Origin of the sequence: Streptomyces sp. NPDC087422, from assembly GCF_044744145.1 — a bacterium.
Lineage (GTDB): Bacteria > Actinomycetota > Actinomycetes > Streptomycetales > Streptomycetaceae > Actinacidiphila.
Window position 1 is genome coordinate 518,001 of sequence record NZ_JBIUXT010000003.1, and the last position, 26,283, is coordinate 544,283.

Genomic DNA, 26,283 nt, shown 5'->3' on the forward strand with positions numbered 1-26,283 from the left:
GGCTCTCGGCGAGTGCCTTGGGCTCCTCGGCGGGCGGCTCGCGCTCTCGGCGAGTGCGTCGGGCTCCTCAGCGGGTGGCTCGGGCTCTCAGCGGGCGGCGCCCGTGACGATCCAGCGGCCGGAGCGGGCCCGGAGCCACAGGGCGGCGAGCCGGGTCAGCATCATCAGGGTCATCGCCCACCAGAGCGCGGTCAGCCCCCAGCCCAGGACGGGCACGGCCAGCGCGGCGGGCGCGAAGACGGCCAGCGTCCCCAGCATCGACCAGGCGAGATACGGCCCGTCGCCCGCGCCCATCAGCACGCCGTCCAGGACGAAGACGATGCCGCAGACCGGCTGCGCCACCGCGACCACCAGCAGCGCGGACGCCAGCGCGTCCCGTACGGCCGGGTCCGAGGTGAACATCGGCCCGATCAGCGGCCGGGCCAGCGTCACCAGCAGCCCCAGGACGACCCCGCAGGCCACTCCCCACTCGATCATGCGGCGGCAGGCGGCGCGGGCGCCCTCGGGGTCGTCCGCGCCCAGGTAGCGGCCGATGATCGCCTGTCCCGCGATGGCGATGGCGTCCAGGGCGAAGGCGAGCAGGGACCAGACGGTGAGGGTGATCTGGTGGGCGGCGATCGCGGCGTCGCCGAGCCCCGCGGCGACGGCGGTGGCGATGAGCAGGACGGCCCGCAGGCTGAGGGTGCGGACGAGGAGGGGGACGCCGGCTCGGGCGCAGGCGCGTATGCCTGCGGGGTCGGGGCGCAACAGGGTCCACAGGGCGGAGCGTGCACCCGTACGGGCGTCCGTCGCGGGGGCGTGTGGCGCGGTGTCGTCTCGCGGCGCGAGGTGCGGCGTCGTGTCGTCCCGCGTCGGGAGGTGCGGCTTGGCGAGGTGCCGCTTGGCGCCGCGGATCACCACCCACACGTAGACGGCCGCCATGCCGTTCTGGGCGATGACCGTGCCCCACGCGGAGCCCGCGATGCCGAGTCCCGCGCCGTACACCAGGCCCGCGTTGAGCCCCGCGTTGGCGGCGAATCCGCCGACCGCCACGTACAGCGGGGTGCGGGTGTCCTGGAGGCCGCGCAGGACGCCGGTCGCCGCCAGCACCATCAGCATCGCGGGGATGCCGAGCGAGCTGATCCGCAGATACGTGGTCGCGTACGGTGCGGCGGTCGGCGACGCGCCGAACAGGTCGACCACGGCCGGGGCGGACGGGAGGACGACGGCGATCACCAGCGCGCCCAGCAGCAGCGCGAGCCAGATGCCGTCCACGCCCTGGCGGATCGCGGCGGGCAGGTCGCCCGCGCCGACCCGGCGGGCGACGGCGGCGGTGGTCGCGTACGCCAGGAAGACGAAGATGTTGACGGCGGTGGTGAGGAGCGCGGCGGCGACGCCGAGGCCCGCGAGCTGGGCGGTGCCGAGATGGCCGACAACCGCGCTGTCGGCCATGACGAAGAGGGGTTCGGCGACCAGCGCGCCGAAGGCGGGGACCGCGAGGGCGAGGATCTCCCGGTCGTGGCGGCCCCGGGCGGGCGTGCGGGGGGACGAGGCCGGATCCTTCTCCACTGCGGGCTTGGCGACCGGATTCACATGCACAGGGTAATCGTCCACAAGTAAGAGGTAAAGGCCACCCTCGACTATTACGGGTGACTGCGTAGAGTGATCTCCTCCGCGTTGTTTGTGGCGATCTTGGGCCGACCGTGAATTTTTTTCTCCTGCACAGGCTATGGATGGAGAAAGGCCAGGTCAGAGCCGTTCCCTTGAGTAGATTGTCAGCTTGTCCACAGCGTCGTCCCAAGGGCTGTACACAGGTTGGGGCCACTTCTCCACAGGTATGCCGCCGCCGTCCACACCCCCTGTGGATAACCGGGTTGGTCAGGGCCGCCGAGAGCCCTACCGTGGACCGTCCCCCGACGCGCCGCGAGCGGCCCCGGGTGACTCAAATGTCGGCGCCGTGCCGTAAGAAAGAGCCGTGCCCCACGAACGCGTGGCACGTAACGGGGTGCGGTCGAACGCGGTCGAACGGTCCGCAGGGACGGGAGGAGGTGGCGCGGATGAGCCAGCCCGAACCCGCGGACGAGCACTGGGGGGAAGCACCCCCGGAAGCCGGTCCGAGCGACCGGCCCCCCGTCACCCGCTTCCGCAAGAAGAACGGCAACGACGACAGCGACAGCAACCGCTGGTCCGAGGGCGGCGGCGGCTTCGAGCGCGTCCCCCCGCAGGACCTCGACGCCGAACAGTCCGTCCTCGGCGGCATGCTGCTCTCCAAGGACGCCATCGCCGACGTCGTCGAAGTCCTCAAGGGCGCCGACTTCTACCGCCCCGCCCACGAGACGATCTACGCGGCGATCCTCGACCTCTACGCCCGCGGCGAGCCCGCCGACCCCATCACCACCGCGGCCGAACTCACCAAGCGCGGCGAGATCGCCCGCGTCGGCGGCGCCCCCTACCTCCACACCCTCGTCAACGCCGTCCCCACGGCGGCCAACGCCGAGTACTACGCCGAGATCGTCCACGAACGCGCCGTCCTGCGCCGCCTCGTCGAAGCCGGCACCCGCATCACCCAGATGGGATACGCCGCCGACGGCGACGTCGACGAGATCGTCAACAACGCCCAGGCCGAGATCTACGCCGTCACCGAACAGCGCACCTCCGAGGACTACCTCCCCCTCGGCGACATCATGGAGGGCGCCCTCGACGAGATCGAGGCCATCGGCTCCCGCAGCGGCCAGATGTCCGGCGTCCCCACCGGCTTCACCGACCTCGACTCCCTCACCAACGGCCTCCACCCCGGCCAGATGATCGTCATCGCCGCCCGCCCGGCGATGGGCAAGGCCCTGGCGCTCGACACCCCCCTGCCCACCCCGACCGGCTGGACGACGATGGGCGCGGTCCAGGTCGGCGACCACCTCCTCGCCGCCGACGGCACACCGACCCGAGTGGTCGCCGCCACCGACGTCATGGTCGGGCGTCCTTGCTACGAGGTCACGTTCTCCGACGGTACGAAGGTCCTGGCTGACGCGGGCCATCAGTGGCTCACCTGGGACCGGAACACTCGCGAGGCATTCGACCACGCGAGGCCAGAGGCCACCTCCTACCCGGACAACTGGCCGTCCTGGTCTCCCTCACGGTCATCCGCCGGCACCAAACCCGGCAGGACCGCGGGAGCCGCCCAGGAGCAGTGGAATCGTCCCGAACCCGAGAGCAAGGCAGTCAGGCCGCGCAGCACCAGGGAGATCGCCGCCACGGTCCGTGCGCTGCACGAGAACAATCACGCGATCCCGGCCACGAGGGCTCTCGTCGGCCCTGAAGTCGATCTGCCCGTCGATCCGTACGTGCTCGGCTACCTCCTCGGAGACGGCGATACCGCCGGAAGCGGGCGTGTCGCCTGCGATCCACAGGACCGCGACTGGCTGATCAAGGAGTTCGACGCGGCTGGGTATGACGCTCGTCGGCACAGCAGCACCGGCCACTTCGGTGTGCGTGGGCTGAGGGACGCGTGGAGCCAGCTCGGTATGTCCGCTGGCAAGCACATCCCGGCCGGGTACCTGCGCGCGTCCTTCGACCAGCGTCTGGCGCTGGCGCAGGGCATGGTGGATTCGGACGGGACCGTCGATGGCGACGGGGCCTATCGGTTCACGAACACCCATCGCGAACTGGTCGACGGATTCTGTGAGCTTGTCGTCTCCCTCGGTTGCGTCCCGCGGGTTCACCACCGCACAGGGCGTACCAGGGCCGGCGTGATCGGCGCGGACTCCTGGGACGTCATCGTTCCGACGAATCTTCCTCTTGCCCGGATTCCGCGTAAGGCGAGTTCCGCTCGAGGGCAGTGGAAACGCGAGCAGGTCACGCGGTACATCACTTCCGTCACCCCGGTCACGAGCGTCCCGGTCCGCTGCGTACAGGTGGACAACCCGGACCACCTGTACCTGGCCACCCGCTCCATGGTGCCCACCCACAACAGCACGCTCGCGCTGGACTTCGCGCGGACGTGTTCCATCGCCAACAAGATGCCCAGCGTCATCTTCTCGCTCGAAATGGGGCGCAACGAGATCGCGATGCGGCTGCTGTCCGCCGAGGCGCGGGTGGCGCTGCATCACATGCGGTCGGGGACCATGACGGACGACGACTGGACGAAGGTGGCCCGGCGGATGTCGGACGTCACCGAGGCGCCGCTCTACATCGACGACTCGCCGAACCTGTCGATGATGGAGATCCGCGCCAAGTGCCGTCGCCTCAAGCAGCGCAACGACCTGCGCCTGGTCGTCATCGACTACCTCCAGCTCATGCAGTCGGGCGGCTCGCGCCGCCCCGAGAGCCGTCAGCAGGAGGTCTCGGACATGTCCCGTAACCTCAAGCTCCTCGCCAAGGAGCTCGAAGTCCCGGTCATCGCGCTCTCCCAGCTCAACCGTGGCCCCGAACAGCGCACCGACAAGAAGCCCATGGTCTCCGACCTGCGCGAATCCGGCTCCATCGAGCAGGACGCCGACATGGTGATCCTCCTCCACCGCGAAGACGCCTACGAAAAGGAGTCCCCCCGCGCGGGCGAGGCCGACCTGATCGTCGCCAAGCACCGCAACGGCCCCACCGCCACCATCACGGTCGCCTTCCAGGGCCACTACTCCCGCTTCGTGGACATGGCCCAGACCTGACCGGGGACGGTCGGCTCCGACAGGAACACCTTCGGATCGACCGGCCCGTAGGCGATGTTGAACGTGTCGAGCCAGTACGACCAGTCCCGTGTTCCGGCGGCACTACTGAACCGATGGTTCACCTGCCAACGGACCCAATGCCCCGGGGCAGACGCACTGCCGGCGGGTGCCGGGGGCGGGGTTGGTTATGGGGTGGGCGGGGTGTGGTGGTAGAGGGCTACCAGGACGCCGTGGACGGGCTGGGATTCGGTGTTTTCGGGGGTCTCGTCGACGAGTTGGGTGAGGGTGTCGCCGAGGTGTTTCGCCTGGGCGGGGCTGAGGCGGAGGTGGCGGAGGGTCAGGTGGGGGGCGACCGGTGAGCGGTCCAGTTCGTGGGCGACGGCGGCGAACATCGCGGCGGTGCCTGCCGCTTGGGGTTCGGCGACGAGCATGCGGCGGGCCGTGCGCTGGTAGGAGTGCTCGGTGCCGCCGCGGACCTGACGGGTCTCGGCGATGTGGACGAGCCCGGCCTCGCGGAGCACTTTGAGGTGGTGGGCCACGTTGCCCTTCTTCGCGTCGAGTTGGGCCGCGAGCCCGCTGACGGTGGCGGGCCGCTGGCCCAGGGCGAAGAGCAGCCGCTGGCGCAAGGGGTGGGAGAGCGCCGCGAACTGCTCGGGCGCGCTGATCTCCAGGACGTCCTCGGGAGGCGGCGGGTAGGTCGGCTGATCGGACATACCGAAAGTGTCTAAAGTCTTTGACGCTTTCGCAAGGACGGTGCTCTACTCCCAGCCATGACGATTCCGACGAACCTCCACCCGGCCCCTGTCATCGACGAGACGGCCCGGCTGCTCACCGAGCACTACGTCTTCCCCGAGACGGCCGAGCAGCTCGCCGCCCTGCTGCGACGGCGTCTCGCCGAGGGCGCGTACGGCGTCGACGACGCCGAGGAGCTGGCCCGGCTGGTCACCGCGGACCTCCAGTCCCTCAACGGCGACCGGCACTTGAGGCTGAAGCACCACGCCGACCCGGTCTCCCCGGAGCAGGGGGCGGCCGGCCTGGCCGCCATGCGCCGGGACTTCGACACCTCGCTGGGCGGTGTGCCCCGGCTGGAGCTGCTCGACGGCGGCGTCGCCGTACTGACGCTTGGGCCGATGCTGTTCCCGCTGGAGTGGGCCGCGGAGCCGCTGGGCGCCGCGCTCACCCTGGCCTCCCGCGCCCAGGCGCTGATCGTGGACCTTCGCGCCAACCGGGGCGGCGACCCGGACACGGTCGCCTTCGTGTGCAGCTACCTGCTGGACGAGCGCACCCACCTCAACACCATGTACTGGCGCGGCGATGAGCGCGGCGATGAGCGCGGCGATGGGGGTGGCGATGAGCGCGGCGGCGAGCGCAACGGCGAGCGCGGCGAGCAGTCCTGGAGCCTGCCCCACGTCCCCGGCGCCCGCTTCGGCGGCAGCGGCCCGGTGTACGTGCTGTCCAGCGAGAGCACCTTCTCCGCCGCCGAGGAGCTGGCCTACGACCTGCAACAGCTCGGCCGCGCCGTCGTCGTCGGCGAGCGCACCCGCGGCGGCGCGCACCCGTGCAACGGCTGGACCGTACACCCGCACCTCGAGGCCACCATCCCCGTGGGCCGCGCGGTCAACCCCGTCTCCGGCACGAATTGGGAAGGCACCGGTGTGCGGCCGGACGTCCCCTGCGCCGCCGCCGACGCCCTGGACCGCGCGCACGCGCTGGCCCTCGCGCGACTGGCGGGCTGAGCCCTTCCGGGCGGTCAGGCCGGTTGGAAGAACGCGAGCATTCTCCGGCCGGCGTCGGGCGACGTCAGGATGTCGTGGACGCGGGCCGACTCGCGGGCGGCGGCGCCGGTACGGGCGAACATCTCGCGTTCGTACTCCGCGACGGCGCGGGGGATGTCCTCCGGGTGCGCGGCCAGGGCGAGGCCGAGGAGGGCGCCGTCGAGGAGGGCCATGTTGGCGCCCTCGCCGACCGGTGGCATCAGGTGGGCGGCGTCGCCGATGAGCGTGACGTCCGGTGTCGACGGCCAGGTCAGGCCGACCGGGAGGGTGGTGATCGCCCGTGGCACGACGGTGTCGTCGCAGGCCGCGATCAGGGCGGTGAACCGTGGGTGCCAGCCGGGGAGCAGGTCGATCAGGCGCGCCCGGGCGGCGGCGGGGTCGTCGAAGGGGATCTTGCTGGTGGCGAACCAGTCCTCGTCGGTGTTGTAGAAGCTGAGGCCGATACGGACGCGGCCGTCGCCGTTGCGCTGTGCGGCCAGCGACAGTCCTCCGCCGAGCACCCAGTAGTTGCCGCGACCGACCATGGCCGCGAGGTCGGGGTGCGTGCGGTCGATGTCGGGGATGCCGAGCTCGACGATGTTCTGGCCGATGTGCGCCGGGCGGGCGTCGGTGAGCAGGGGGCGGACCCGGGACTGCGCGCCGTCCGCGCCGACCAGCAGGTCGTACGTCGTACTGCCGCCGTCGGCGAAGCGCAGCAGGCCGTCGGCGGCGGAGGTGAACGCGTGCCCCCAGCGCACCGTGTCCTCGGGGAGGGAGTCCAGCAGCAGGTCGCGCAGGTCGGCGCGGTCGACCTCGGGGCGGTCGAGCGGGGCGTCCTCGGGGGTGTCCTCCTGGAGCAGCAGGGTGCCGTCCGGTTCGAGCAGGCGCATGTCCTGGCCTTCGCCGCGGGCTATCGCGTGGAATCGGTCGATGAGCCCGGCCTCGCGCAGCGCCCGCTGCCCGGAGTGGATGTCGAGCATGCCGCCCTGACCGCGCGCGGCGCGTGACGCCTCGCGTTCGTACACGACGGCGTCGATGCCGTTGACGTGCAGCACGCGGGCGAGGGCCAGGCCGCCGAGGCCGGCCCCGACGATGGCGATCGCCGCGCCCGCAGTCGGGGTCGGGCTCGGGGTCGGGGTGGTGGTCGTTGGCATGGGTGTCCCCTTCGGTTCCTTCGATACACCGTACGAGTCGATACACTGTATCGCGACAATGCGATGTACCGTATGCGGCATGTTGGTGTGGGAGCGGCCCGAGCCGCCGAATCGACCCGTACCGGCCCCCCTGGACCGGGAGCGGATCGTCCGCGCCGCGATCGAGCTGGCCGACGCGGACGGCCTGGACGCGGTGTCGCTGCGCAAGGTCGCCACCGCGCTGGGCGTCGGACCGATGCGGCTGTACGGCTACATCGAGAGCAAGGACGAACTGCTCGACCTGATGGTCGACGCGATCCACGCCGAGATCCGGCCGGTCGGGGACACCTGGCGGGAGGTCCTGCGCTCGCTCGCCGAGACCACCCGGCAGGCCGCCCACGACCACGAGTGGCTCGCCGACCTGCTCGGCGGCCGGCCGCAGCTCGGCCCGCACGCGCTGGCCAGGGGCGAGGCCGTGGTCGCCGCGCTGGACGGGGTCCACGTGGACGCCGTCATGCCCGTGGTCACCGCGGTCGACGCCTACGTGACCGGCGCCGTCCGCCGCGAGATCGCCGCCCGCCGCGCGGAGCGGGCCACCGGCCTGGACGAGAAGCGCTGGCAGGCCGCACTGGGCCCCTACCTGGAACGCGCCTTCGCCACCGGCCGCTTCCCCGCCCTGTCCACCGTGATCCACGACGCCGCCCACCTCGACGCCGACCACACCTTCCGCCTCGGCCTCGACTTCCTCCTCGACGGCATCGAGGCCCACATCTCGCGCTAGGGCCGGCGCGGGCGCCGCGTCTTGAGCGCGGTCTCGAAGCTGCGGATGCAGGCGTGGTCGCCCTCGACCGCGATGCTCACCGGGGAGGTCCCGGCCCCGGCGCCCCCGCGGGAGGGCACCGGAGCCGGAACCGAACCGGCTAGGTGGTCGTCCAGACGAACGTCACCGGTGCGGACGCCGCAGCCGAGGACGTACGGGCGGTGACCGTCACCGTGTACGTACCCCGCTCAGTGGCCGCGCCCGTGAACCGCCCCGCCGAGCTGAGCGAGATCCCCGGCGGGAGACCGGTCGCCGAGAAGGCCGTGCCGCTCGGGGCCTTCCGGTCCAGCGCCCAGTCCACCGCCGTGTGCAGCGGGCTGCTCATGCCGTGCGGATTGGGCACGGCGTACGAGGCGTCGCCGCCCCCCACCCGCGCCGCCGCGGCGTTCACCTGCGTCGGCACGCTGAGCGTGCCGCTCAGCGGGAGATTCCGCGACGAGTCCCCCACCAGGATCTGGTAGCTGCCCGCCGCCGTCGTCCACCCGTTGGTGCCGGTGTTCCAGTACGCCAGGTCGTGCGTGGACACCGTGAAGGTCAGCGTCTGCGACTGGCCCGGATTGAGCGTGACCCGCTGATAGCCGCGGAGCTGGTGGACCGGCTCGCCGGTGGAGGCCGGGTCGCCCACGTAGAGCTGCGCGACCTCGGTACCCGCCCGCGTCCCGGTGTTGGTCACCGTCGCGCGCACGGTGGCGTTCCCACCGGACAGCGCGCCGACCTGGAGCCCGGAGAAGGAGAAGGTGGTGTACGACAGGCCGAAGCCGAACGGATACAGCGGCTCGATGTTCTGCGCGTCGTACCACTTGTAGCCGACCTTCAGCCCCTCGCTGTACTGCACCGTGCCGTTGGTCCCCGGCCACTGCGCCGGGGTGTGCGCGGGCACGTCCGCGAGCGACTTCGGGAAGGTGACGGGCAGCTTGCCCGACGGGTTGACGTCACCGAAGATCAGCGCCGCCATCGCCGTGCCGATCTGCTGGCCCGGATAGAAGCCCTCGAAGACGCCCGCGACCTGGTTCAGCCACGGCATGTTGATCGCCGAGCTGTTGTTGAGCACCACGATGGTGTGCGGATTGGCCGCCGCCACCTGGGCGATCATGTCGTTCTGGTTGGTCTGGGCGTTGCCGACCGGCGGCAGGTCGAGCGTGGTGGTGTCGTGCTCCTCGTTGCCGTAGTTGTCGCTGGCGAAGACGATCGCGACATCGGAGGAGCGGGCCAGCGTGACCGCCGACGCGAGATTCGACGCGTCGTTGTACTGCACGGTGGTGCCGGTGCCCGCGACCCGGTTCTGGATGCCGGTGATCGGCCAGACCGTGCCGGAACTGGTCACCGTCGCACTGCCGCCGCCGATGGACTGCACGCCCGCGCCGCCGTCCCAGCCGATCACCGCGATCGAGTGGGTGGTGGCGGTGGACAGCGGCAGGATGCCGTTGTTCTTGAGCAGTACGGTGCCCTCCTCCGCGCCCTGGAGCGCGGTCGCCACATGCGCCGGGGTGGTGACGACGGCGTCCCGCGAACCGCTGGGCGCCTTGTCGAAGAGACCGAAGGCGAAGAACTGCGTCAGCAGCCTGCTCACCATCGTGTCCAGCGTGGCCTGGCTGACCGTCCCGTTGGCGACCGCCTGCGCGAGGAAGTCCGCGTAGAAGTAGCCGTTCGGCATCTCCACCGTCAGACCGGCGTTGGCGGACTCGACCGTGGAGTGCGCGCCGCCCCAGTCGCTGGTGATGAAGCCGCCGAAGCCCGCCTGCTGGTAGAGCCCGACGTTCATCAGCGCCGGATTCTGGCAGGCCGGTACGGAGTTGACGACGCTGTACGCGCACATCGCCGCCGCCGGCGAGCCCTGCTGCACCGCCGCCTGGAACGCGGGCAGATACAGCTCCTGCATGGTCCGGTTGTCGACGACGACCGTCCCCGCCGGATTCTCGATGTTGTAGACGGCCACGTGCTTCATCTCGGCCATCACACCCTGGCTCTGGATGCCCCGGATGTCGGCCGCCGCCAGCCGCCCATTGAGGTACGGGTCCTCGCTGAACGTCTCGAAGGCCCGGCCCCAGCGCGGGTCGCGCACGATGTTCAGCGTCGGGCCGAGCGCCACCTGCACACCCTTGCCCGCGAACTCCGCGCCGATCGCCGCGCCGTACTGCTGCTCCAGCGCGTCGTCCCACGTCGCCGCGGACGCGTTCGCCGACGGCATCTGCGTGACGCCGCCGAGGCCGTCACCGACACCGTGCGGCCCGTCCTGGAGGCCGATGTTCGGGATGCACAGCGACGGTACGCCGGTGATGTTGCCGATGTACGGCGTCGCGTTGTTGTTGCCGTGCAGGATCGAGACCTTCTGCGCGTTGGTCATCTGCGCCATGACCTGCTGGACGCGGGTGGCCACCGGAGCCGTGGAACCGACCCACGGGCAGTTGCCGTTGCCCCCGCTCGGCGGCGGGGAGGTCGTACTGCCACCGGGCGTCAGGATCGTGAACTCCCACAGCGAGTAGCCGTACTGCGTCGCCCGCTGCGTGCCGTACATCCGCACATAGCGGCCGGTCGCGTTGAACGACAGATTCTCGGTGCCACCGGCCCCGGTCGTCGTGGAATACGCGTTGTTCCACGTGGAACCATCGGTCGAGACCTGGATCTGATACGCCTTCGCGTACGCCGTCTCCCACGTCAACTGCGCGCCGCACAGCGTCTGCGACGAGCCGAGGTCGACCTGGACCCACTGCGGGTCGGAGGCCGCGCTGGACCAGCGGGTGCCCGCGTTGCCGTCGAAGGCGGCGGAGGCGGGGGTCCCGGCGTTCTCGGTCGAGGACGCGGTGGCGGGCCTGCCGAGCGCGGCGGTCGTGGTGCCGCAGGTCGCCGGGGGCGTACCGCCGCCGGAACCGCCGTAGACCTGGAACTCCCAGAGCGAGTAACCCCATTGGGTGGCGCGCTGGGTGCCGTACATCCGCACGTAGCGGCCGGTGCCGGTGACGCTGAGCGTCTGGATGCCGCCGGTGCCTGTGGTGGTGGAGTAGACGTCGGTCCAGGCGGTCGCGTTGTCCGAGACCTGGATCTTGAAGGCTTTGCCGTACGCCGTCTCCCAGTTGAGGACGACCTGCGTGATCGGCTGCGACGAGCCCAGGTCGACCTGGAGCCACTGCGGATCGGACGCGGCGCTGGACCAGCGGGTACCGGTGTCACCGTCCACGGCGGCGCTCGCGGCGAACGCGTCCTGGACGGATGACGCGGTCGCCGGCTTGCCCTGCGAGAGCAGGGTCGGCGTCGCCGCGTGCGAGGAGGTGGGCGCCAGGGACAGATACGCCGAGGCGATCAGCACCAGCGCCATCAGCAGGACGCCCTGCGGTGACCGTGCGAGAGGGAACCGGAAACGTTTACGGTGCGCGGAGAGCCCTCGTGGGGTGACCCTCATGTGTGCTCCTACGTGTCTACGTGTCGGATGACGGCTCGCGGAAGCCCGCGAGCACGGGCGCGAGAGGGTGAGAAACCGACAACGAGGGCACGTACCGCCGTCCTTGCGGAGGTCCGCGCGGCGAGCGCGCGGCCACGCACGTGACAGGCACGTGACAAGCACGCGGCGGCGTGCGGCGAGGTGCGCCGCGTACGCGCGAGCCTCCGGTTGGGGGGTGGACGTCGGTGGTGCCCTGCTGCGGTGTGCGGCACCGACCCCGGTCTCGCGGCCACGATCGGCGTTCGTGCGCGGTGCGGCTGTGCGGAGGTGCGGTCGTGCGCGTGCGGTCGTACGGGCGGTGCGGTCGTGCGCGTGCGGTTGGTACAGCGGTGCGGTCGTGCGCGTGCGGCTGTGCGGCGGCCCGAGGGGTGCTGTCCCGCCGCCTCGCCGGACGGCTGTGAGAGCGCTCTCTGGCCGACGTGATGTCTACGCCTGGCGAAAACCGCTGTCAAGGTTCCGCGCAGCCGTGACCGGACGGCGCCGCTTTCTTCAAGCGGGCCCAACGCGGGCCGGGGGCAACGGGGTTGCGAAGTACCGCCGTGGCGGGCACGGCCGGGCGCGGCGGCGAGTGGGATCGTAAGGGGATGGACGACAACGACGACGTCGGTGGTGGCGTGAGCGGAGACGGCCGGGACGGCGACGGGAGCGGGGCGGCCGGCGGCGACGAGGGCGGGACCGGCGGCGTCGGCCGGTTCAAGGTCGAGCTGGAGGGCGTACCGGAAACGCTGCTGTGGAATCTGTACAACCGGGCCGCCGAGGCCCGGCGGCCGGGGGCGCGGCTGCTGGACGACCCGCTCGCGGTGGAGCTGGTCGACCGTATCGACTACCCCTTCGAGCGGTTCGGCGGCTCGGGCATGGCGCAATGGCACGCGCTGCGGGTGCGGTGCCTGGACGACGAGGTACGGCGGTTCGTCGCCGAACACCCCGACGGCACGGTGGTGGCGCTCGGCGAGGGCCTCGAAACGCAGTTCTGGCGGGTGGACAACGGCCGGGTGCGCTGGCTGACGGTGGATCTGCCGGAGACGGTCGAGGTCCGAGACGTTCTGCTTCCGGACGATCCGCCACGGCGCCGTTCGCTGGCGCGCTCGGCGCTGGACCTGGGCTGGATGGACGAGGTCGACGACTCCGAGGCCGTACTGGTCACCGCCCAGGGCCTGTTGATGTATCTGCCGCCGTCCGACGTGAAACGCCTGATCGCCGCCTGCGCGGAACGTTTCCCCGGCGGCTGGATGCTCTTCGACGCCCTCCCCCGGGGGATGGTCGCCCGCAGCCAGGCCCAGGCCGACGACCGGGCCCGGGCGGACGCCCAGGCGCGGGCCGAGGCGCGCAGGGACGCGGACGCGGGCGGGACAGGGACGGACGCGGGGCCGGACGTGGGGCCGGACGCGGGCGGGAGCGCGGCGCGCCCCGGCTATCGCGCGCCGCGCTGGCTGTGGGGCATGGACGGCAAGGAGTACCGCAAGGTCGCGACCGCCTCGCCGCGCATCGCCGAGGTCCGCAGCCTGCGCCTGCCGCGCGGTCGCGGCCCGTACGCCATCGCGCCCGTCTCGCATCTGATCCCGCTGCTGCGCGGGATGCGGATGTCAATTGTGTCGCTCCGCTTCGGCACCGCCGATTACCGTAACGGCGACCGTCCGTAGGGGAGTCCAGGTCGGCCGGGCGCACGGATCCGGCCACCAGGACCGCCCCGGACCCCGTACCGAGACAAGAGGCGCGCGCCGAGTGACGACCGATTCCCAGCACCCACCGCAGTCCCCCGACCGGCCCCGGCCCGCGGCCCCCGCCCCGTACGCGCTGCCGACGCCCGGCCCCGCGCCCGCCGCGCCGGACGGCGAACTGCTGCCCGCCACCCGCCGCGCCCTGCTGCGCCGGATCGCGGTCGGCCAGGCCGAGGGCCGTACGCCGTCGATCGTCGGCGCGGTCGTACGGGACGGGCGGATGGTCTGGTTCGGCTCGCGCAGCATGATCGAGGGACACGCGCCGGACGCCGACACGCAGTACCGGATCGGCTCGATCACGAAGACGTTCACGGCGGTGCTGGTGATGCGGCTGCGTGACGAGGGGCTGCTGGAGCTGACCGATCCGCTGGCGCGGCACCTGCCGGACCTGCCGGACGACGCGGAGGACGTGACCGGTCTGACGATCGGCCAACTCGTCACCCACACCTCCGGCCTGGCCTCCGAGACGCCGGGCCCCTGGTGGGAGCGGACCCCCGGCGACCTGCGGCCGGAACTGGCCGACATCCTCGGCCCGGCCCCCGTCAAACACCCGGCCGGACGGCGCTACCACTACTCCAACCCCGGATTCGCGCTGCTCGGCGCCCTGGTGGAGGCCAAACGCGGCGTGCCGTGGGCCGAGGCCCTGAAGGCCGAAGTGCTCGACCCGCTGGGCATGCCGCGTACGACGGCGCTGCCGCAGGCCCCGGCCGCCGGGGGCTTCGCCGTCCACCCGTGGGCGGACGTGATGCGGCCCGAGGTCGTACAGGACACCGGACTGATGGCGCCCGCGGGCCAACTGTGGTCGACGGCCCAGGACCTGGCGCGCTGGGCGGGCTTCCTCGCGGCCGGGCACCCGGACGTGCTGGCCGCGGCGACACTGGCCGAGATGCGCGCGCCCGCCGCGCCGCCGGACGCGGCCGACCCCGACTCGGGGTACGGCCTCGGGCTCCAGCTCACCCGGCACGGCGACCGCCCGCTCGTCGGCCATACGGGCTCGATGCCGGGCTTCCTGGCCACCGTGTGGGTGAGCGTCGCGGACGGCGTGGGCGCGCTCGCGATGGCCAACTCCACCTCGGGGCCCGCGATCGGCACCATCGCCGCCGACCTGCTGGCGATCACCGCTGACGCCGAGCCCGGCCTGCCCGCGCCCTGGCGGCCCGCCGACGCGCTCGACCCGGCGCTGCTCGACCTGGCGGGCCCCTGGTACTGGGGCACGTCCGGCTACAGCCTGCGCGTCCACGCCTCCGGCGACCTCGCGCTCGCGCCGCTGACCGGCCAGGGCCGCGGCGCGCGCTTCCGCGCGGAATCCGACGGCACCTGGACCGGCCTGGAGGGGTACTACGCGGGCGAGACGCTGCGGCCGGTGCGGCGCGCCGACGGTTCGGTCGGCCATCTCGACCTGGGGTCCTTCGTGTTCACACGCGTGCCGTACGACCCTTCGGCGCCGCTGCCGGGCGGCCCTGGCCCTGGCCCCGGTCCCGGTCCCGGTCCTGGCTCCGGTTCCGGGCAGGGGAACTGGCCGGTGCGCTGAGGCCGTTGGCCTCGGGAGTGCGGTCGGCGCCGTCCTGAGCGCCGTCCTGAGCGCTGTCCTGCGTGCCGTTCCGCGTGCTGTCCTGCGTGCTGTCCTTCGAGCCGTCCGAGGACGGGGGCCTGAGCAGGACGGCGGCGACCGCGGCGCCGAGGGCCAGCAGTCCGGCGGCGACCACGAAGGCCAGGTGGTAGCCGCTGGTCAGGGCGGCCGGTACGGAGTGGCCCGCGGCGAGCTTCCGGTCGGTGCGGGCGGCGGCCAGGGCGGCGAGTACGGAGAGGCCGAGCGCGCCGCCGATCTGCTGGGCGGTGTTGAAGACGCCGGACAGCAGCCCGGAGTCTGCGGGGGTCGCCTCCGACATGCCCAGCGTCATCAGGGAGGGCATGGCCAGGCCGAAGCCGACGCCGAAGACCAGGATCGCCGGGAGGATGTCGGCGGGGTACGAGGCGTGCGCGGAGGGGGCCCTCGCCAGGATGAGGAAGCCGCCCGCGAAGAGCAGCAGGCTGGGCAGCAGGACGGCGCGCTGGCCGAAGCGGGCGCCGAGCCGGGCGGACAGCAGCAGGGACATCACGCCGATCATCGCGCCGGTCGGCGCCAGCGCGAGCCCGATCCGCACCGGGCCGTAGCCGAGCACCTGCTGGAGGTAGAGGCTGGTCATGAACTGGAAGCCGAAGCCGCCCGCGACCATCAGCGCCAGCACCACGTTCGCGCCCGAGACGATCCGGGAGCGGAAGATCCGCAACGGCATCAACGGCTCGGCCGCCTTGGTCTGACGGATCAGGAACCCGGCCAGCAACAGGGCGGACAGCGCCGCGAGTCCTGCGGTGGCGGGGGACGTCCAGCCCCGGCCGGTGGTCCCGACGATGGTGTAGACGCCCAGCATCAGGGCGGCGGTGACCAGGACGGCACCCGGCGCGTCGACCCCGGGACGCGCGCTCCCGGCGCGGGGCTCAAGGGGTTCACCATTGGGCTCGTGGGGCGTGCGGGGCTCGCGTACGGCGGCCGGGCGGTCGTCGGGCAGCAGGCGCAGGCTGAGCAGGGCGGCGGCCGAGCCGATGGGGAGGTTGACGAAGAAGATCCAGTGCCAGTTGATGGCCTGGGTGAGGATGCCGCCCACGAGCAGGCCGAGGACGCCGCCCGCGGACTGCACGAAGCTGTAGACGCCCATGGCGCGGGCCCGGCCGCGGGCGTCGGGGTAGAGCGCGATGACCATGCCGAGGCTGACGGCCGAGACCATCGCACCGGCCGCGCCCTGGACGAAGCGGGCCGCGATCAGCAGCCCCGCGGAGTCCGCGAACCCGCACAGCAGCGAGGCGACGGTGAACGCCGCCAGGCCGGTGACCAGGATTCTGCGGCGGCCGAACAGGTCGCCGAGGCGGCCGGCGAGCAGCAGCAGCCCGGCGAAGGCGATGAGGTACGCGTTGACCACCCAGGCGAGGCTCGACTGCGAAAAGCCCAGGTCACGGCGGATGGACGGCAGCGCCACATTCACGATCGTGCCGTCGAGGATGATCATCAGGGTGCCCGCGCTGAGCACCGCGAGAGCCGCGCCGCGCGACGATCCGGCGGCATGGGGACGGAGTGGCATGAGGTCGCCTCCTGGCGAAAGGGATACCAGGAGCGACCGTAGCAGATGGTTTTGTTGAAGACTATCTCTTACGGGCTTACCTTGCGGGCGCGTGCCCGGCGGTGGAGCGGTGCGGTGTGCTGCGGTGCGGGGTCGGGGGCGGACCGCGGCGGAGCGGGCTACTTGCGGGACTGGCGCGGGCGGCGCACTCCCTGGCCGCCGTCCGGTGCGCCCGCGGGGGTCGCGAGATGGCCGTTGACCAGCCGGTTCAGCGCGGAGACAAAGGCGGTGCGCTCGCTCTCCGGCAGCGCGCCGAGCACGTCCTCGTGCACGTGGTCGACGATCTCCTGGCCCTCGGCCACGACCTTCTCGCCCGCCGGGGTCACCTTGATGATCCGCGCGCGCCGGTCGGTCGCCGACGGCACCCGCTCGGCCAGCCCCGCCCGCTCCAACTGGTCGACGGTGACGACCATCGTGGTCTTGTCCAGGTCGGACAGCTCGGCGAGCTGCGCCTGGGTCCGCTCGGCCTCCAGCGCGTGCGCCAGCACGCAGTGGGCGCGCGGCGACATGCCGATCTCCGCGAGCGCCGCCGACATCTGGGTGGCCAGTACGTGGGCGGTGTGCTGGAGCAGGTACGACATGTCGGCGGTCCGCGCCGACAGGGGGACGTGTCCTGCGGTGGTCACGGCCTCTGCGGTCGCTGCTGTCTCTGCGGTCATGTCTTGGAGACTAGCAAAATAGGTCCGCTACGGGACGATCCCGTAGTGGACCTATCGGGGGCGGCGGGACGGGACCCCGTGGAGACCTGGAGACACGGACTCCGGGGACGGCGCGGCGGATAGTACGCGAAACCGTTTCTCCAGTGGTGACGCTTCGCGCTATTCGTCCGGTGCCCTCACGCAGCGTGGCACGCTCACACGGCACCGCAGGCGAGCTGGGCGAAGGATCGACCACCGGGAGTTCGGGGCCACGTGATCATGGATGCCAAGACCACCGACCCGGCCTCACCGGCGTCTCCGCAGCCCAGGGGGCGGCGCCGCAAGATCGCCCAGCCCCGGCAGGAGCCCGCCGCACCCATGACGCGGCCCGCCGCCGCGCAGCGGCAGGAGCCGGGACCAGCGCCGGAACCCGAGCCGGAGCCGCGCGCTTCGGCGCCGACCGAGCCGTCCGCGTACACACCGGCGTCGATACCGGCGTCGGCGTTCACGGCCGCATCCGCATCGGCACCCGCGCCGGCACCGGCACCGGCACCCGCACCGGTACCAACACCCGCACCGGCACCCGCGTTCGTACCGCCTCCCGTACCGCGGATGCCCGGACCCGAGACGCCCGCCTCCCCGATGGCCTCCCCGGCCGGGTCCCCGTCGCCCGACGCGCTCCTCATCCGCCGCACCATGGAGGAGATCGGGCCGGTCGCGGACCGGACGGTCTCGTACTTCTACGCGCTGCTCTTCATCCACCACCCCGAGCTGCGCGACCTGTTCCCCGCCGCGATGGACGCGCAGCGCGACCGGCTGGTCAAGGCGCTGCTGACGGCGGCCGAGCACATCGACGACCCGGCGGCGCTCGGCGACTACCTGTCGCACCTGGGCCGTGGGCACCGCAAGTACGGCACCCGCGCCGAGCACTACCCGGCGGTCGGCGAGGCGCTGCTCGGGGCACTGGCCCGGTACGCGTCGGCGGTGTGGGGCCCGGAGACCGAGGCCGCGTGGGTCCGCGCGTACGCCGCGATCTCGCAGACGATGATCGACGCGGCGGCCGAGGACGAACGGCACGCGCCGCCTTGGTGGCAGGCCGAGATCGTCAGCCACGAGCTGCGGACCCCCGACGTCGCGGTGGTCACCGTACGGCCCGACCAGCCGTACGCCTTCCTCGCCGGGCAGTACACGATGGTGGAGACCCCGTGGTGGCCGCGGATCTGGCGGAACTACTCCTTCGCCGCCGCGCCCCGCGACGACGGCCTGCTGACCTTCCACATCCGCGCGGTCCCGGCGGGCTGGGTCAGCAACGCGCTGGTCGGCAGGGCCCGCCCCGGTGACGTCGTACGGCTCGGGCCGCCCTCCGGTTCGATGGTGGCCGACCACGCCTCGGACGACGGCATGCTCTGCCTCGGCGGCGGCACCGGCATAGCGCCGATCAAGGCGCTGGTGGAGGACGTCGCCCGGCACGGGCGGCGGCGCCCGGTCGAGGTCTTCTACGGCGCCCGCCGCACCAGCGACCTCTACGACCTCGACACGATGCTGCGCATGCAGCGCGAGCACTCCTGGCTGTCGGTCCGCACCGTCGTCGCCGACACCCCCAGTGACGCGCTGTCCGGGCCGCTGCCGGACGCCGTACGCGCGCACGGGCCGTGGGAGGCGTACGACGCGTATCTGTCGGGGCCGCCCGGGATGATCCGCAGCAGTGTGGACACGCTGGTGCGGATCGGGATGCCGTCGCACCGGATACGGCACGACCTCGTGCAGGAACTGGTCGCGGCGGGGGACTGACGCGACCGGCCGCCGGTCCCCTCACGGGTGTCAGCCGAGGTCGGGGCCGAGCAGGCCCAGCACCCCTTCGATGTTCGCGTCCAGGTAGTGCCGCAGGGTCAGCGGCACGATGTCGACCGAGGCCAGGCCCATGCGGCTGAAGGGCACGCGCACGATCTCGTACTCCCCGCAGGGCTCGTCGATCTCCGGGCCGTGCCGCTGGTCGAGGTCCATCGACTCCAGGCGGCAGGCGAAGAAGTACTGCACCTTCACGCCGTGCGAGCCGTCGTCCGCGATGTGCTCGACGGTGTCGACGAAGGCGGGCACCACATCGGTGACCTTGGCGCCCAGCTCCTCGTCGACCTCGCGGTGCATGGCCGCGACCACGCTCGCGTCGTCGTCCTCGACCCCGCCGCCCGGCGTGAGCCAGTACGGGGCGAGGCCGGGCTTGGTGCGCTTGATCAGTACGAGCCGGTCGCCGTCGAGAACGATGGCGCGGGCCGTGCGCTTCACCACCGGCCGGGTGGTGGGGCCGTCATGCGTGTCCGGGGGCATGGTGGACATCTGCCGCAGTGCGCGCGGCGGCAAACTTGCCGCACCGCACAATTCCCGGCGCCGCCCCGGCGAATCGGAGCGCACCCCTCCGCCGCCGTGCCACCGCCGTGCCGCCGTGCGCCCGCGCGCCCTCACCCGTACGAAGACGCGCCTGAGCGCGCGGACGACCACACGCTCACCCGTACGAAGACACGCCTCGCCCCCCGGCGCCCACGCCTTCACCCGTACGAAGACGCGCCTCGCCCCCCGGGGCCCGCGCGCTCACCCTGACGAAGACGCCGCTTCGTCCAGCGCGCGCAGCACATCGGCCACGATGTCCTCGGGGTCCTCGACGCCCACCGAGAAGCGGACGAAGCCGGGCGGTACGGCGTCGCCGCCCCACCGTCCGCGGCGCTCCGCGGTGCTCTGGACGCTGCCGAAGCTGGTGGCCTCTGAGGTGAGGCGCAGCGCGGCCAGGAAGCGTTCGGCGTGCGCGCGGTCGGGGAGGGTGAAGGAGACGACGCCGCCGAAGCGCCGCATCTGGGTGGCGGCCACCGCGTGCGCGGGGTCGGACGGCAGGCCCGGGTGACGTACGTCCGTCACCTCGGCGCGGTTCAGCAGCTCACTCGCGAGGGTGAGCGCGTTCGCGGACTGCCGGTCCACGCGCAGGGCGAGCGTCGCCAGCGAACGGTGGGCGAGCCACGCCTCCATCGGCCCCGGAATGGCGCCGACCGTCTTGCGCCACTGCCTCACGCTCGCGTTCAGCCCGGCGTCGCGCGTGGTGACGTAGCCCATCAGCAGGTCACCGTGCCCGTTGAGCGCCTTGGTGCCGCTGGCCACGGAGAAGTCCGCGCCCAGGGCGAGCGGGCGCTGCCCGAGCGGCCCCGCGAGGGTGTTGTCGACGGCGACCAGCGCGCCCGCCGCGTGCGCGGCGTCCGACAGCCGGCGGATGTCGCACACGTCCAGGCCCGGATTCGACGGCGTCTCCAGCCACAGCAGCCGCGCGCCCTCCAGCGCCGCGAGCTGCCCGTCGCCGACGGTCGGCGCGAGCCGTACCGTCACGCCGTACGACTCCAGGCGCTCCCGCAGCGAGCGCGTCGCCTGGTAGCTGTCGGACGGCAGCACCACGGTGTCGCCCGCCCGCACCTGGGAGAACAGCACGGCGGCGACCGCGCCCATGCCGGAGGCGAAGGCGAGCGTCGCGGCGGCCGGGTCGCCGGGGCACTCCAGCTCAGAGACGGCCGCCTCCAGCCGCTCCCAGGTCGGATTCTCGTCCCGGCCGTACGTGTACGGGCCGCTGGCCTCGCCCGGCAGGTGGTAGTGCGAGACGAAGACCGGGCCGGGGAGCGAGGGTTCGTACGCGGTCGCCGGGGGCCGTCCCGCGTGCACGCTGCGGGTGCTGTCGCCAGCGGCCTCCGGCCGGGCGGCCTGATGCCGTTCGGCCGCCCGCTGTGCCGCTTCGTGTCCCGCGGCCCCCTGGTCGGTCCCCCGCCCGGTCTCCTGGTCGGCCCCCTGGTCGGTCTCCCGCCCGGCCCCTTGTGCCGCCCCCTGCTCGGTCCCCTTCTCAGGGTGGTGACTGGTCACTCGTCGTCCGGAAGGACGACGGCCAGCGCCCAGGAGACGATGCTGATGATCAGACCGCCGAGCACCGCGGTCCAGAAGCCGTGGACGTGGAAGTCGAGGCTGAGTTTGTCGGCCAGCCAGGAGGTCAGGAGCAGCATCAGGGCGTTCACCACCAGGGTGATCAGCCCGAGGGTGAGGATGAACAGCGGGAAGGACAGAACCTTCACGACCGGCTTCACGAGCCAGTTGACGACGCCGAAGACCAGGGCGACGAGGATGAGGGTGAGGACCTTGTGCCAGGTGCTGTCCCCGGTGAGCGTGATGTCCTTGAGCAGCCAGACGGCGACCGCGAGGGCACCGGCGTTCGCCAAGGTCTTGACGATGAAATTCTTCATGGTGTGATCGTCGCAGACCTGATCACGCAAGCAAGAGACCGGACAAGTACCGGACGGAGTCCGGACAAGGGGAGTACGCGATGAAGGTGTTCCGGCTGGACGACCTGGACGCGGAGCGGGCCGCCAACGAGGGGGCGTATCTCCGTTTCCTGCGCGAACGCACCATGTCGGCCGGGCTCTACGCGCTCAAGGCCGGTGAGAACGACCCCCAGCAGCCGCACGCCCAGGACGAGATCTACCTGGTGGTCAGCGGCCGGGCGGCGATCACCGTGGGGGAGGAGACGACCACCGTGGGTCGCGGCAGCGTCGTCTACGTACCGGCCGGGACCCCGCACCGCTTCCACCACATCACCGAGGACCTCAGGGTCATGGTGGTCTTCTCACCCCCGGAGCCCTAAGGGTGCGTTCAGGGTCGTATCCGGCCTCCTGGCCCTCCGCCGGAGGCATCGGTGGCCCTACAGTCGAAGTATCGGCGGAACACCGCCAGGACCCGAGAAGGAGAAGGAGACCGAGGACATCATGGAGAAGCTGCTGAAGGGCCTGCCGTGGTGGGTGAAGTGGGTGGCCATCCCGGTCATCGCGCTGATCGTCTTCGGCTCGCTGATCGCCAGCCTGGTGAGCATCGTCTTCGGACTGCTCTTCAAGGTGATCGTGTTCGTGGTCCTGGTCGGGGCGCTGGTGCTGGTCGTCAAGCGGGTCACCGGCGGCGGTGGCTCCTCCGGGTCGGGGCGGGACTGGTAGGTCCGGCGGGGCCGGTCGGGCCCTTGCCGCCGTTGTCGTCACCGTTCTTGCCGCCGCTCCTCTCGTGCCGGTCGGCGCTGACCACCAGCGCCGCCAGGGCCGTGGTCAGCGGCACCGAGGCGACCAGGCCGATGCTGCCCACCAGGGTGCGGACGATCTCCTCCGCCACCAGTTCGCTGCTGGCCACCCGCAGGACGCCGCTGCGCGCGATCGAGAAGAGCAGCAGCAGCGGCAGCGCGGCGCCCGCGTACGCCATCACCAAGGTGTTGACCACCGAGGCGATGTGGTCGCGGCCGATCCGCATACCGGCGCCGTAGAGTTTGCGCCAATTCGCGCCGGGATCGGCGTCCTTCAGCTCCCACACCGCCGAGGTCTGGGTGACGGTGACGTCGTCGAGCACGCCGAGCGAGCCGATGATGACGCCCGCGAGCAGGACGCCCTTGATCTCGATGCCGGGATAGAGGCTGTGGATCACGCCCGTCTCGTCCGAGGTGTTGCCGGTCAGCCGCGCCCAGTCGATGAAGACCGAGCCCAGGACGCCGATCAGCAGCAGTGAGCAGAGCGTGCCGAGGACGGCCACCGAGGTGCGGGCGTTGACGCCGTGGCACATGTACAGCGCGATGAGCATGATGGCGCTGCCGCCGACCACCGCCACCAGCAGCGGATTGTCGCCGCGGAGGATGGCCGGAAGGATGAAGAGGGTCAAGATCCCGAACGAGACGATCAGTGCGATCAGGGCCATCAGACCGCGCAGCCGTCCGACGACGATCACCGCGACCGCGAAGATCCCGGCGAGCAGCGCGAGCGGGAAGCCGCGGTCCACGTCGGTGACCGAATAGCGCAGTCCGGCGGGGGCGTTGGGCGCGTACGCGAGGACCACGCCCTCGCCCTTGGTGTAGCGCCGGGATTGGTCGGGGTGCACGATCTCGGTGAAGGTCGTCCCCTTGTCGGGCCCCGACTCGACCTCGATGGTGGCCTTCTGGCAGGTGTCGCTCGCGGCCGACGACGACTGGCCCGGGTTCTCCGCCTTGCAGGACACGTCGACCAGTCGCACCACCTTGCCCTGCCGGGTCTGCTGGTCGAAGCCGACGCCGCTGCGGGCGTGTTGGGGCGCGCCGCCCGGCCACAGCACGATCAGGCCGACGACGACGGCGGCGGCGAAGGGGACCAGGATCGCGGCGATGACCTTGCGCAGGTGCTGGGAGACCGGCGGCACGGGGCCGTGGCCGTGGCCATGACTGTGGCTGTGTCCGTGACTGTGCCCGTGGCTCGCGCCGGGGCCAGGGCCGTGGCCGGGGCCGTGGCCGGGTCCGGGGCCGGGACTTGGGCTCTGCGGGGGCTCTTCCACGGGCTGATCATCGCAAGATCCCTGGTGCCTGTCCTCGCCGAACCGCTACCGTGGGGGCACCTTTGCAAACGCGGGAGCTCGGAGCACCGGGCTGAGAGGGCGCTGAACCTGTTGCCGGCACGGCATGACCGCCGGGACGAACGCTGCGCCGACCGCTGAACCTGTTACCGGGTAATGCCGGCGTAGGGAGTGGGTCTCATGACCATGCAGGACGCGCACACGCCTGGATCCGACGGGGACGAATCCGCCCGTACGGAGTCGGTCGGCTCGAACCGTACGGAAGCGGAGGGCTCGATCCGTACGGAGTCGGCCGCCTCGAATCGTATGGAGTCGGCCGCCTCGAACGGTACGGAGTCGGTCGGCTCGAACCGGACCGAAGTGGACGGTCCCGTACGGGACATCGGCTGGCACAAGTCGTACGTCGTCGGATCGCGGCCGGACCTGCGGGTGCCGGTCCGGCAGGTGCACCTCACCAATGGGAACGACGTGACGCTGTACGACACGTCGGGCCCGTACACCGATCCGTCCGTGGAGACGGACGTCCGGCGCGGGCTCGCCCCGCTCCGGGAGCACTGGATCATCGCGCGCGGCGACACCGAGGAGTACCCGGGACGGCCGGTCCGCCCCGAGGACGACGGCCTCAAGCACACCTCGCCGCGCGGCGGGCTCCGCAATCTCGACGCGGTCTTCCCCGGCCGCCCCCGGCTCCCCCGCCGAGGCCGTACCGGGACGCCGGTCACCCAACTCGCCTACGCCAGGCGGGGCGAGATCACGCCGGAGATGGAGTACGTCGCGCTGCGCGAGAACGTCCCGTCCGAGATCGTCCGGGACGAGATCGCCGCGGGGAGGGCCGTACTGCCCGCCAACATCAACCACCCGGAGATCGAGCCGATGATCATCGGCAAGCGGTTCCTGGTGAAGGTCAACGCCAACATCGGCAATTCGGCGGTCACTTCCTCCATCGAGGAGGAGGTCGACAAGATGACCTGGGCCACCCGCTGGGGCGCCGACACGGTCATGGACCTGTCCACCGGCCGCAACATCCACACCACCCGCGAGTGGGTGCTGCGCAACTCCCCCGTCCCCATCGGCACCGTCCCGCTCTACCAGGCGCTGGAGAAGGTCGACGGCCGAGCGGAGGAGCTGAGTTGGGACGTCTACCGCGACACCGTCATCGAACAGGCCGAGCAGGGCGTCGACTACATGACGGTGCACGCGGGCGTGCTGCTCCGCTACGTCCCGCTGACCGCCCGCCGCAAGACCGGCATCGTCTCGCGCGGCGGCTCGATCATGGCCGCGTGGTGCCTGGCGCACCACCAGGAGAGCTTCCTCTACACGCACTTCGAGGAGCTGTGCGAGATCCTGGCCGCGTACGACGTCACGTACTCGCTCGGCGACGGCCTGCGCCCCGGCTCCATCGCGGACGCCAACGACGAGGCGCAGTTCGCCGAACTGCGCACCCTCGGCGAGCTGAACACCATCGCCAAGCGGCACCAGGTGCAGACGATGATCGAGGGCCCCGGGCACGTGCCCATGCACAAGATCAAGGAGAACATCGACCTCCAGCAGGAGATCTGCGAAGAGGCCCCGTTCTACACGCTCGGCCCGCTCACCACCGACATCGCCCCCGCCTACGACCACATCACCTCCGGCATCGGCGCCGCGATGATCGCCTGGTGGGGCACCGCGATGCTCTGCTACGTCACCCCCAAGGAACACCTCGGGCTGCCCGACCGCGACGACGTCAAGACCGGTGTGATCACCTACAAGATCGCCGCCCACGCCGCCGACCTCGCCAAGGGGCACGAGGGCGCCCAGGCGTGGGACGACGCCCTCTCCGACGCGCGCTTCGAATTCCGCTGGGAAGACCAGTTCAACCTCGCCCTCGACCCCGCCACCGCCCGCGCCTTCCACGACGAGACGCTCCCCGCCGAGCCCGCCAAGACCGCCCACTTCTGCTCCATGTGCGGCCCGAAATTCTGCTCCATGAAGATCTCCCACGACATCCGCCGCGACCACGGCGCCCCTGTCGCCCCCGCCCCCGCCCCCGCCTCCGAGGCCGAGCTGGGCATGGCCCAGAAATCCCGCGAATTCGCCGCCGCCGGCAACCGCGTGTACCTGCCGCTGGCGGACTGACACCCGAGGGCCCCGGCACCCCGGTGCCGGGGCCCTCACCCCAAATACGGCCGCTCCCGGCCCTCCAAGTAGTGGGCGATCCGGAAGCGTTGGGTGTGATGCATCGGCAGCTCGTCCACCTCCCCGGCCGCGACGAAGCGCACTTCCGTGGACTCGTCCGAGACGGCCAGCTCCCCGCCGGTGACCCGGGCGGTGAAGCAGACGTTGAACTGGCGGCGTACCTCGCCGTCCGTGTACGCGATCACGTGGCGCGGATCGGTGTACGTGCCGACGAGCCCGGTGATCTCCACGTCCAGGCCGGTCTCCTCCTTGACCTCGCGCACCGCCGTGCCGGGCAGGGAATCGGTCATCTCCATACCGCCCCCGGGCAGCGCCCACAAGCCGTTGTCGCGGCGCCGCTGGAGCAGGATGCGACCCTGCTCGTCGGTGACGACGGCGGACGCGGCGACGACGAGACTGTTCGGTGCGGGAGCGTCCGGATCGTCGTAGAACTCGGTGCGTGCCATGG

20 protein-coding genes, 1 pseudogene and 1 riboswitch are annotated in these 26,283 nt (G+C 71.8%); of the genes and pseudogenes, 9 read left to right on the plus strand and 12 right to left on the minus strand.

The window, feature by feature from the left end; all coding sequences use genetic code 11:
• Window positions 1–87 precede the first annotated feature (87 nt).
• Window positions 88–1,548 (minus strand): MATE family efflux transporter, encoded by a 1,461-nt coding sequence (locus ACIO6U_RS11890; RefSeq protein ID WP_401718509.1) that lies wholly within the window; start codon window positions 1,546–1,548, stop codon window positions 88–90.
• A gap of 689 nt (window positions 1,549–2,237) precedes the next feature.
• On the opposite strand from ACIO6U_RS11890, the gene dnaB reads away from it, so the two are divergent.
• Window positions 2,238–4,634, plus strand: a complete 2,397-nt coding sequence (gene dnaB / locus ACIO6U_RS11895; RefSeq protein WP_401718512.1) for a replicative DNA helicase — start codon at window positions 2,238–2,240, stop codon at window positions 4,632–4,634.
• Here the strand turns inward: dnaB and ACIO6U_RS11900 are convergent.
• Both ACIO6U_RS11900 and ACIO6U_RS11905 read right to left on the minus strand, forming a co-directional pair.
• Window positions 4,601–4,815, minus strand: a pseudogene (locus tag ACIO6U_RS11900) (hypothetical protein); the annotation flags it as partial. The gene dnaB and the pseudogene ACIO6U_RS11900 overlap by 34 nt on opposite strands.
• Window positions 4,816–4,819: 4 nt before the next feature.
• Entirely contained in the window at window positions 4,820–5,347 is a 528-nt protein-coding gene (locus ACIO6U_RS11905; protein WP_391042058.1) for an ArsR family transcriptional regulator, read from the minus strand.
• Between the two features lie 57 nt (window positions 5,348–5,404).
• On the opposite strand from ACIO6U_RS11905, the gene ACIO6U_RS11910 reads away from it, so the two are divergent.
• A complete protein-coding gene (locus tag ACIO6U_RS11910; protein WP_401717893.1) occupies window positions 5,405–6,370 on the plus strand; it encodes a S41 family peptidase in 966 nt (321 codons plus the stop codon).
• Window positions 6,371–6,384: 14 nt separating this feature from the next.
• On the opposite strand, the gene ACIO6U_RS11915 is transcribed toward ACIO6U_RS11910, so the two are convergent.
• Complete coding sequence (locus ACIO6U_RS11915) at window positions 6,385–7,542, minus strand: FAD-dependent oxidoreductase (protein WP_401717896.1); 1,158 nt, start codon at window positions 7,540–7,542, stop codon at window positions 6,385–6,387.
• A 79-nt stretch (window positions 7,543–7,621) separates the two neighbouring features.
• Here ACIO6U_RS11915 and ACIO6U_RS11920 point away from each other — a divergent pair, with 79 nt between their 5' ends.
• The gene (locus tag ACIO6U_RS11920) at window positions 7,622–8,302 is read left to right on the plus strand and encodes a TetR/AcrR family transcriptional regulator (protein WP_401717899.1); all 681 of its coding nucleotides are present in this window, start codon (window positions 7,622–7,624) and stop codon (window positions 8,300–8,302) included.
• Between the two features lie 139 nt (window positions 8,303–8,441).
• Here ACIO6U_RS11920 and ACIO6U_RS11925 read toward each other — a convergent pair whose 3' ends face one another.
• Window positions 8,442–11,738 carry a discoidin domain-containing protein gene (locus ACIO6U_RS11925; protein WP_401717902.1) on the minus strand — a complete coding sequence of 1,099 codons (3,297 nt, stop codon included), beginning with the start codon at window positions 11,736–11,738 and terminating at the stop codon, window positions 8,442–8,444.
• 623 nt (window positions 11,739–12,361) lie between these two features.
• On the opposite strand from ACIO6U_RS11925, the gene ACIO6U_RS11930 reads away from it, so the two are divergent.
• Both ACIO6U_RS11930 and ACIO6U_RS11935 read left to right on the plus strand, forming a co-directional pair.
• Window positions 12,362–13,417: a class I SAM-dependent methyltransferase gene (locus ACIO6U_RS11930; protein ID WP_401717905.1), complete on the plus strand. Its 1,056-nt coding sequence runs from the start codon at window positions 12,362–12,364 to the stop codon at window positions 13,415–13,417.
• 196 nt (window positions 13,418–13,613) lie between these two features.
• On the plus strand, window positions 13,614–15,026 hold the full coding sequence (locus ACIO6U_RS11935) for a serine hydrolase domain-containing protein (protein ID WP_401718515.1): 1,413 nt from the start codon (window positions 13,614–13,616) through the stop codon (window positions 15,024–15,026).
• Here the strand turns inward: ACIO6U_RS11935 and ACIO6U_RS11940 are convergent.
• On the minus strand, window positions 14,911–16,611 hold the full coding sequence (locus ACIO6U_RS11940) for an MFS transporter (RefSeq protein WP_401717908.1): 1,701 nt from the start codon (window positions 16,609–16,611) through the stop codon (window positions 14,911–14,913). The genes ACIO6U_RS11935 and ACIO6U_RS11940 overlap by 116 nt on opposite strands.
• 158 nt (window positions 16,612–16,769) lie before the next feature.
• Window positions 16,770–17,231, minus strand: a complete 462-nt coding sequence (locus ACIO6U_RS11945) for a MarR family winged helix-turn-helix transcriptional regulator (RefSeq protein WP_355336767.1) — start codon at window positions 17,229–17,231, stop codon at window positions 16,770–16,772.
• 336 nt (window positions 17,232–17,567) lie between these two features.
• Here ACIO6U_RS11945 and ACIO6U_RS11950 point away from each other — a divergent pair, with 336 nt between their 5' ends.
• Window positions 17,568–19,079: a globin domain-containing protein gene (locus ACIO6U_RS11950; RefSeq protein WP_401718518.1), complete on the plus strand. Its 1,512-nt coding sequence runs from the start codon at window positions 17,568–17,570 to the stop codon at window positions 19,077–19,079.
• Window positions 19,080–19,109: 30 nt separating this feature from the next.
• On the opposite strand, the gene ACIO6U_RS11955 is transcribed toward ACIO6U_RS11950, so the two are convergent.
• The 3 genes from ACIO6U_RS11955 to ACIO6U_RS11965 all read right to left on the minus strand — a co-directional run bounded on the left by ACIO6U_RS11955 (window position 19,110) and on the right by ACIO6U_RS11965 (window position 21,550).
• Complete coding sequence (locus ACIO6U_RS11955) at window positions 19,110–19,613, minus strand: NUDIX hydrolase (protein WP_355336765.1); 504 nt, start codon at window positions 19,611–19,613, stop codon at window positions 19,110–19,112.
• Between the two features lie 261 nt (window positions 19,614–19,874).
• Window positions 19,875–20,981 (minus strand): cystathionine gamma-lyase, encoded by a 1,107-nt coding sequence (locus tag ACIO6U_RS11960; RefSeq protein WP_401306006.1) that lies wholly within the window; start codon window positions 20,979–20,981, stop codon window positions 19,875–19,877.
• A 191-nt stretch (window positions 20,982–21,172) separates the two neighbouring features.
• The gene (locus tag ACIO6U_RS11965) at window positions 21,173–21,550 is read right to left on the minus strand and encodes a phage holin family protein (RefSeq protein ID WP_355336636.1); all 378 of its coding nucleotides are present in this window, start codon (window positions 21,548–21,550) and stop codon (window positions 21,173–21,175) included.
• 80 nt (window positions 21,551–21,630) lie between these two features.
• On the opposite strand from ACIO6U_RS11965, the gene ACIO6U_RS11970 reads away from it, so the two are divergent.
• Together ACIO6U_RS11970 and ACIO6U_RS11975 are read left to right on the plus strand one after the other, a co-directional pair.
• Window positions 21,631–21,948: a cupin domain-containing protein gene (locus ACIO6U_RS11970; protein ID WP_355336635.1), complete on the plus strand. Its 318-nt coding sequence runs from the start codon at window positions 21,631–21,633 to the stop codon at window positions 21,946–21,948.
• 121 nt (window positions 21,949–22,069) lie between these two features.
• The gene (locus ACIO6U_RS11975) at window positions 22,070–22,291 is read left to right on the plus strand and encodes a DUF5326 family protein (RefSeq protein ID WP_355336634.1); all 222 of its coding nucleotides are present in this window, start codon (window positions 22,070–22,072) and stop codon (window positions 22,289–22,291) included.
• On the opposite strand, the gene ACIO6U_RS11980 is transcribed toward ACIO6U_RS11975, so the two are convergent.
• Window positions 22,248–23,639: a YibE/F family protein gene (locus ACIO6U_RS11980; protein WP_401717912.1), complete on the minus strand. Its 1,392-nt coding sequence runs from the start codon at window positions 23,637–23,639 to the stop codon at window positions 22,248–22,250. The two genes, ACIO6U_RS11975 and ACIO6U_RS11980, sit on opposite strands and share 44 nt — an antisense overlap.
• Window positions 23,640–23,699: 60 nt before the next feature.
• A riboswitch (TPP riboswitch) is annotated at window positions 23,700–23,845 on the plus strand.
• Here ACIO6U_RS11980 and thiC point away from each other — a divergent pair.
• Window positions 23,838–25,775 (plus strand): phosphomethylpyrimidine synthase ThiC, encoded by a 1,938-nt coding sequence (gene thiC / locus ACIO6U_RS11985; protein WP_401717915.1) that lies wholly within the window; start codon window positions 23,838–23,840, stop codon window positions 25,773–25,775. It overlaps the preceding riboswitch by 8 nt.
• A 35-nt stretch (window positions 25,776–25,810) precedes the next feature.
• On the opposite strand, the gene ACIO6U_RS11990 is transcribed toward thiC, so the two are convergent.
• Window positions 25,811–26,281: an NUDIX domain-containing protein gene (locus ACIO6U_RS11990; RefSeq protein WP_401717917.1), complete on the minus strand. Its 471-nt coding sequence runs from the start codon at window positions 26,279–26,281 to the stop codon at window positions 25,811–25,813.
• Between the last annotated feature and the right edge of the window lie 2 nt (window positions 26,282–26,283).

Coding starts and splice junctions, on each gene's coding strand:
- ACIO6U_RS11940 (WP_401717908.1), bottom strand. CDS start 16,611: ATGCCACTCCGTCCCCATGCCGCCGGATCGTCGCGCGGCGCGGCTCTC.
- ACIO6U_RS11990 (WP_401717917.1), bottom strand. CDS start 26,281: ATGGCACGCACCGAGTTCTACGACGATCCGGACGCTCCCGCACCGAAC.
- ACIO6U_RS11955 (WP_355336765.1), bottom strand. CDS start 19,613: ATGCCCCCGGACACGCATGACGGCCCCACCACCCGGCCGGTGGTGAAG.
- ACIO6U_RS11950 (WP_401718518.1), top strand. CDS start 17,568: ATGGATGCCAAGACCACCGACCCGGCCTCACCGGCGTCTCCGCAGCCC.
- ACIO6U_RS11905 (WP_391042058.1), bottom strand. CDS start 5,347: ATGTCCGATCAGCCGACCTACCCGCCGCCTCCCGAGGACGTCCTGGAG.
- ACIO6U_RS11915 (WP_401717896.1), bottom strand. CDS start 7,542: ATGCCAACGACCACCACCCCGACCCCGAGCCCGACCCCGACTGCGGGC.
- dnaB (WP_401718512.1), top strand. CDS start 2,238: ATGCTGCTCTCCAAGGACGCCATCGCCGACGTCGTCGAAGTCCTCAAG.
- ACIO6U_RS11930 (WP_401717905.1), top strand. CDS start 12,362: ATGGACGACAACGACGACGTCGGTGGTGGCGTGAGCGGAGACGGCCGG.
- ACIO6U_RS11910 (WP_401717893.1), top strand. CDS start 5,405: ATGACGATTCCGACGAACCTCCACCCGGCCCCTGTCATCGACGAGACG.
- ACIO6U_RS11945 (WP_355336767.1), bottom strand. CDS start 17,231: ATGTCGTACCTGCTCCAGCACACCGCCCACGTACTGGCCACCCAGATG.
- ACIO6U_RS11970 (WP_355336635.1), top strand. CDS start 21,631: ATGAAGGTGTTCCGGCTGGACGACCTGGACGCGGAGCGGGCCGCCAAC.
- thiC (WP_401717915.1), top strand. CDS start 23,838: ATGACCATGCAGGACGCGCACACGCCTGGATCCGACGGGGACGAATCC.
- ACIO6U_RS11925 (WP_401717902.1), bottom strand. CDS start 11,738: ATGAGGGTCACCCCACGAGGGCTCTCCGCGCACCGTAAACGTTTCCGG.
- ACIO6U_RS11975 (WP_355336634.1), top strand. CDS start 22,070: ATGGAGAAGCTGCTGAAGGGCCTGCCGTGGTGGGTGAAGTGGGTGGCC.
- ACIO6U_RS11965 (WP_355336636.1), bottom strand. CDS start 21,550: ATGAAGAATTTCATCGTCAAGACCTTGGCGAACGCCGGTGCCCTCGCG.
- ACIO6U_RS11920 (WP_401717899.1), top strand. CDS start 7,622: ATGTTGGTGTGGGAGCGGCCCGAGCCGCCGAATCGACCCGTACCGGCC.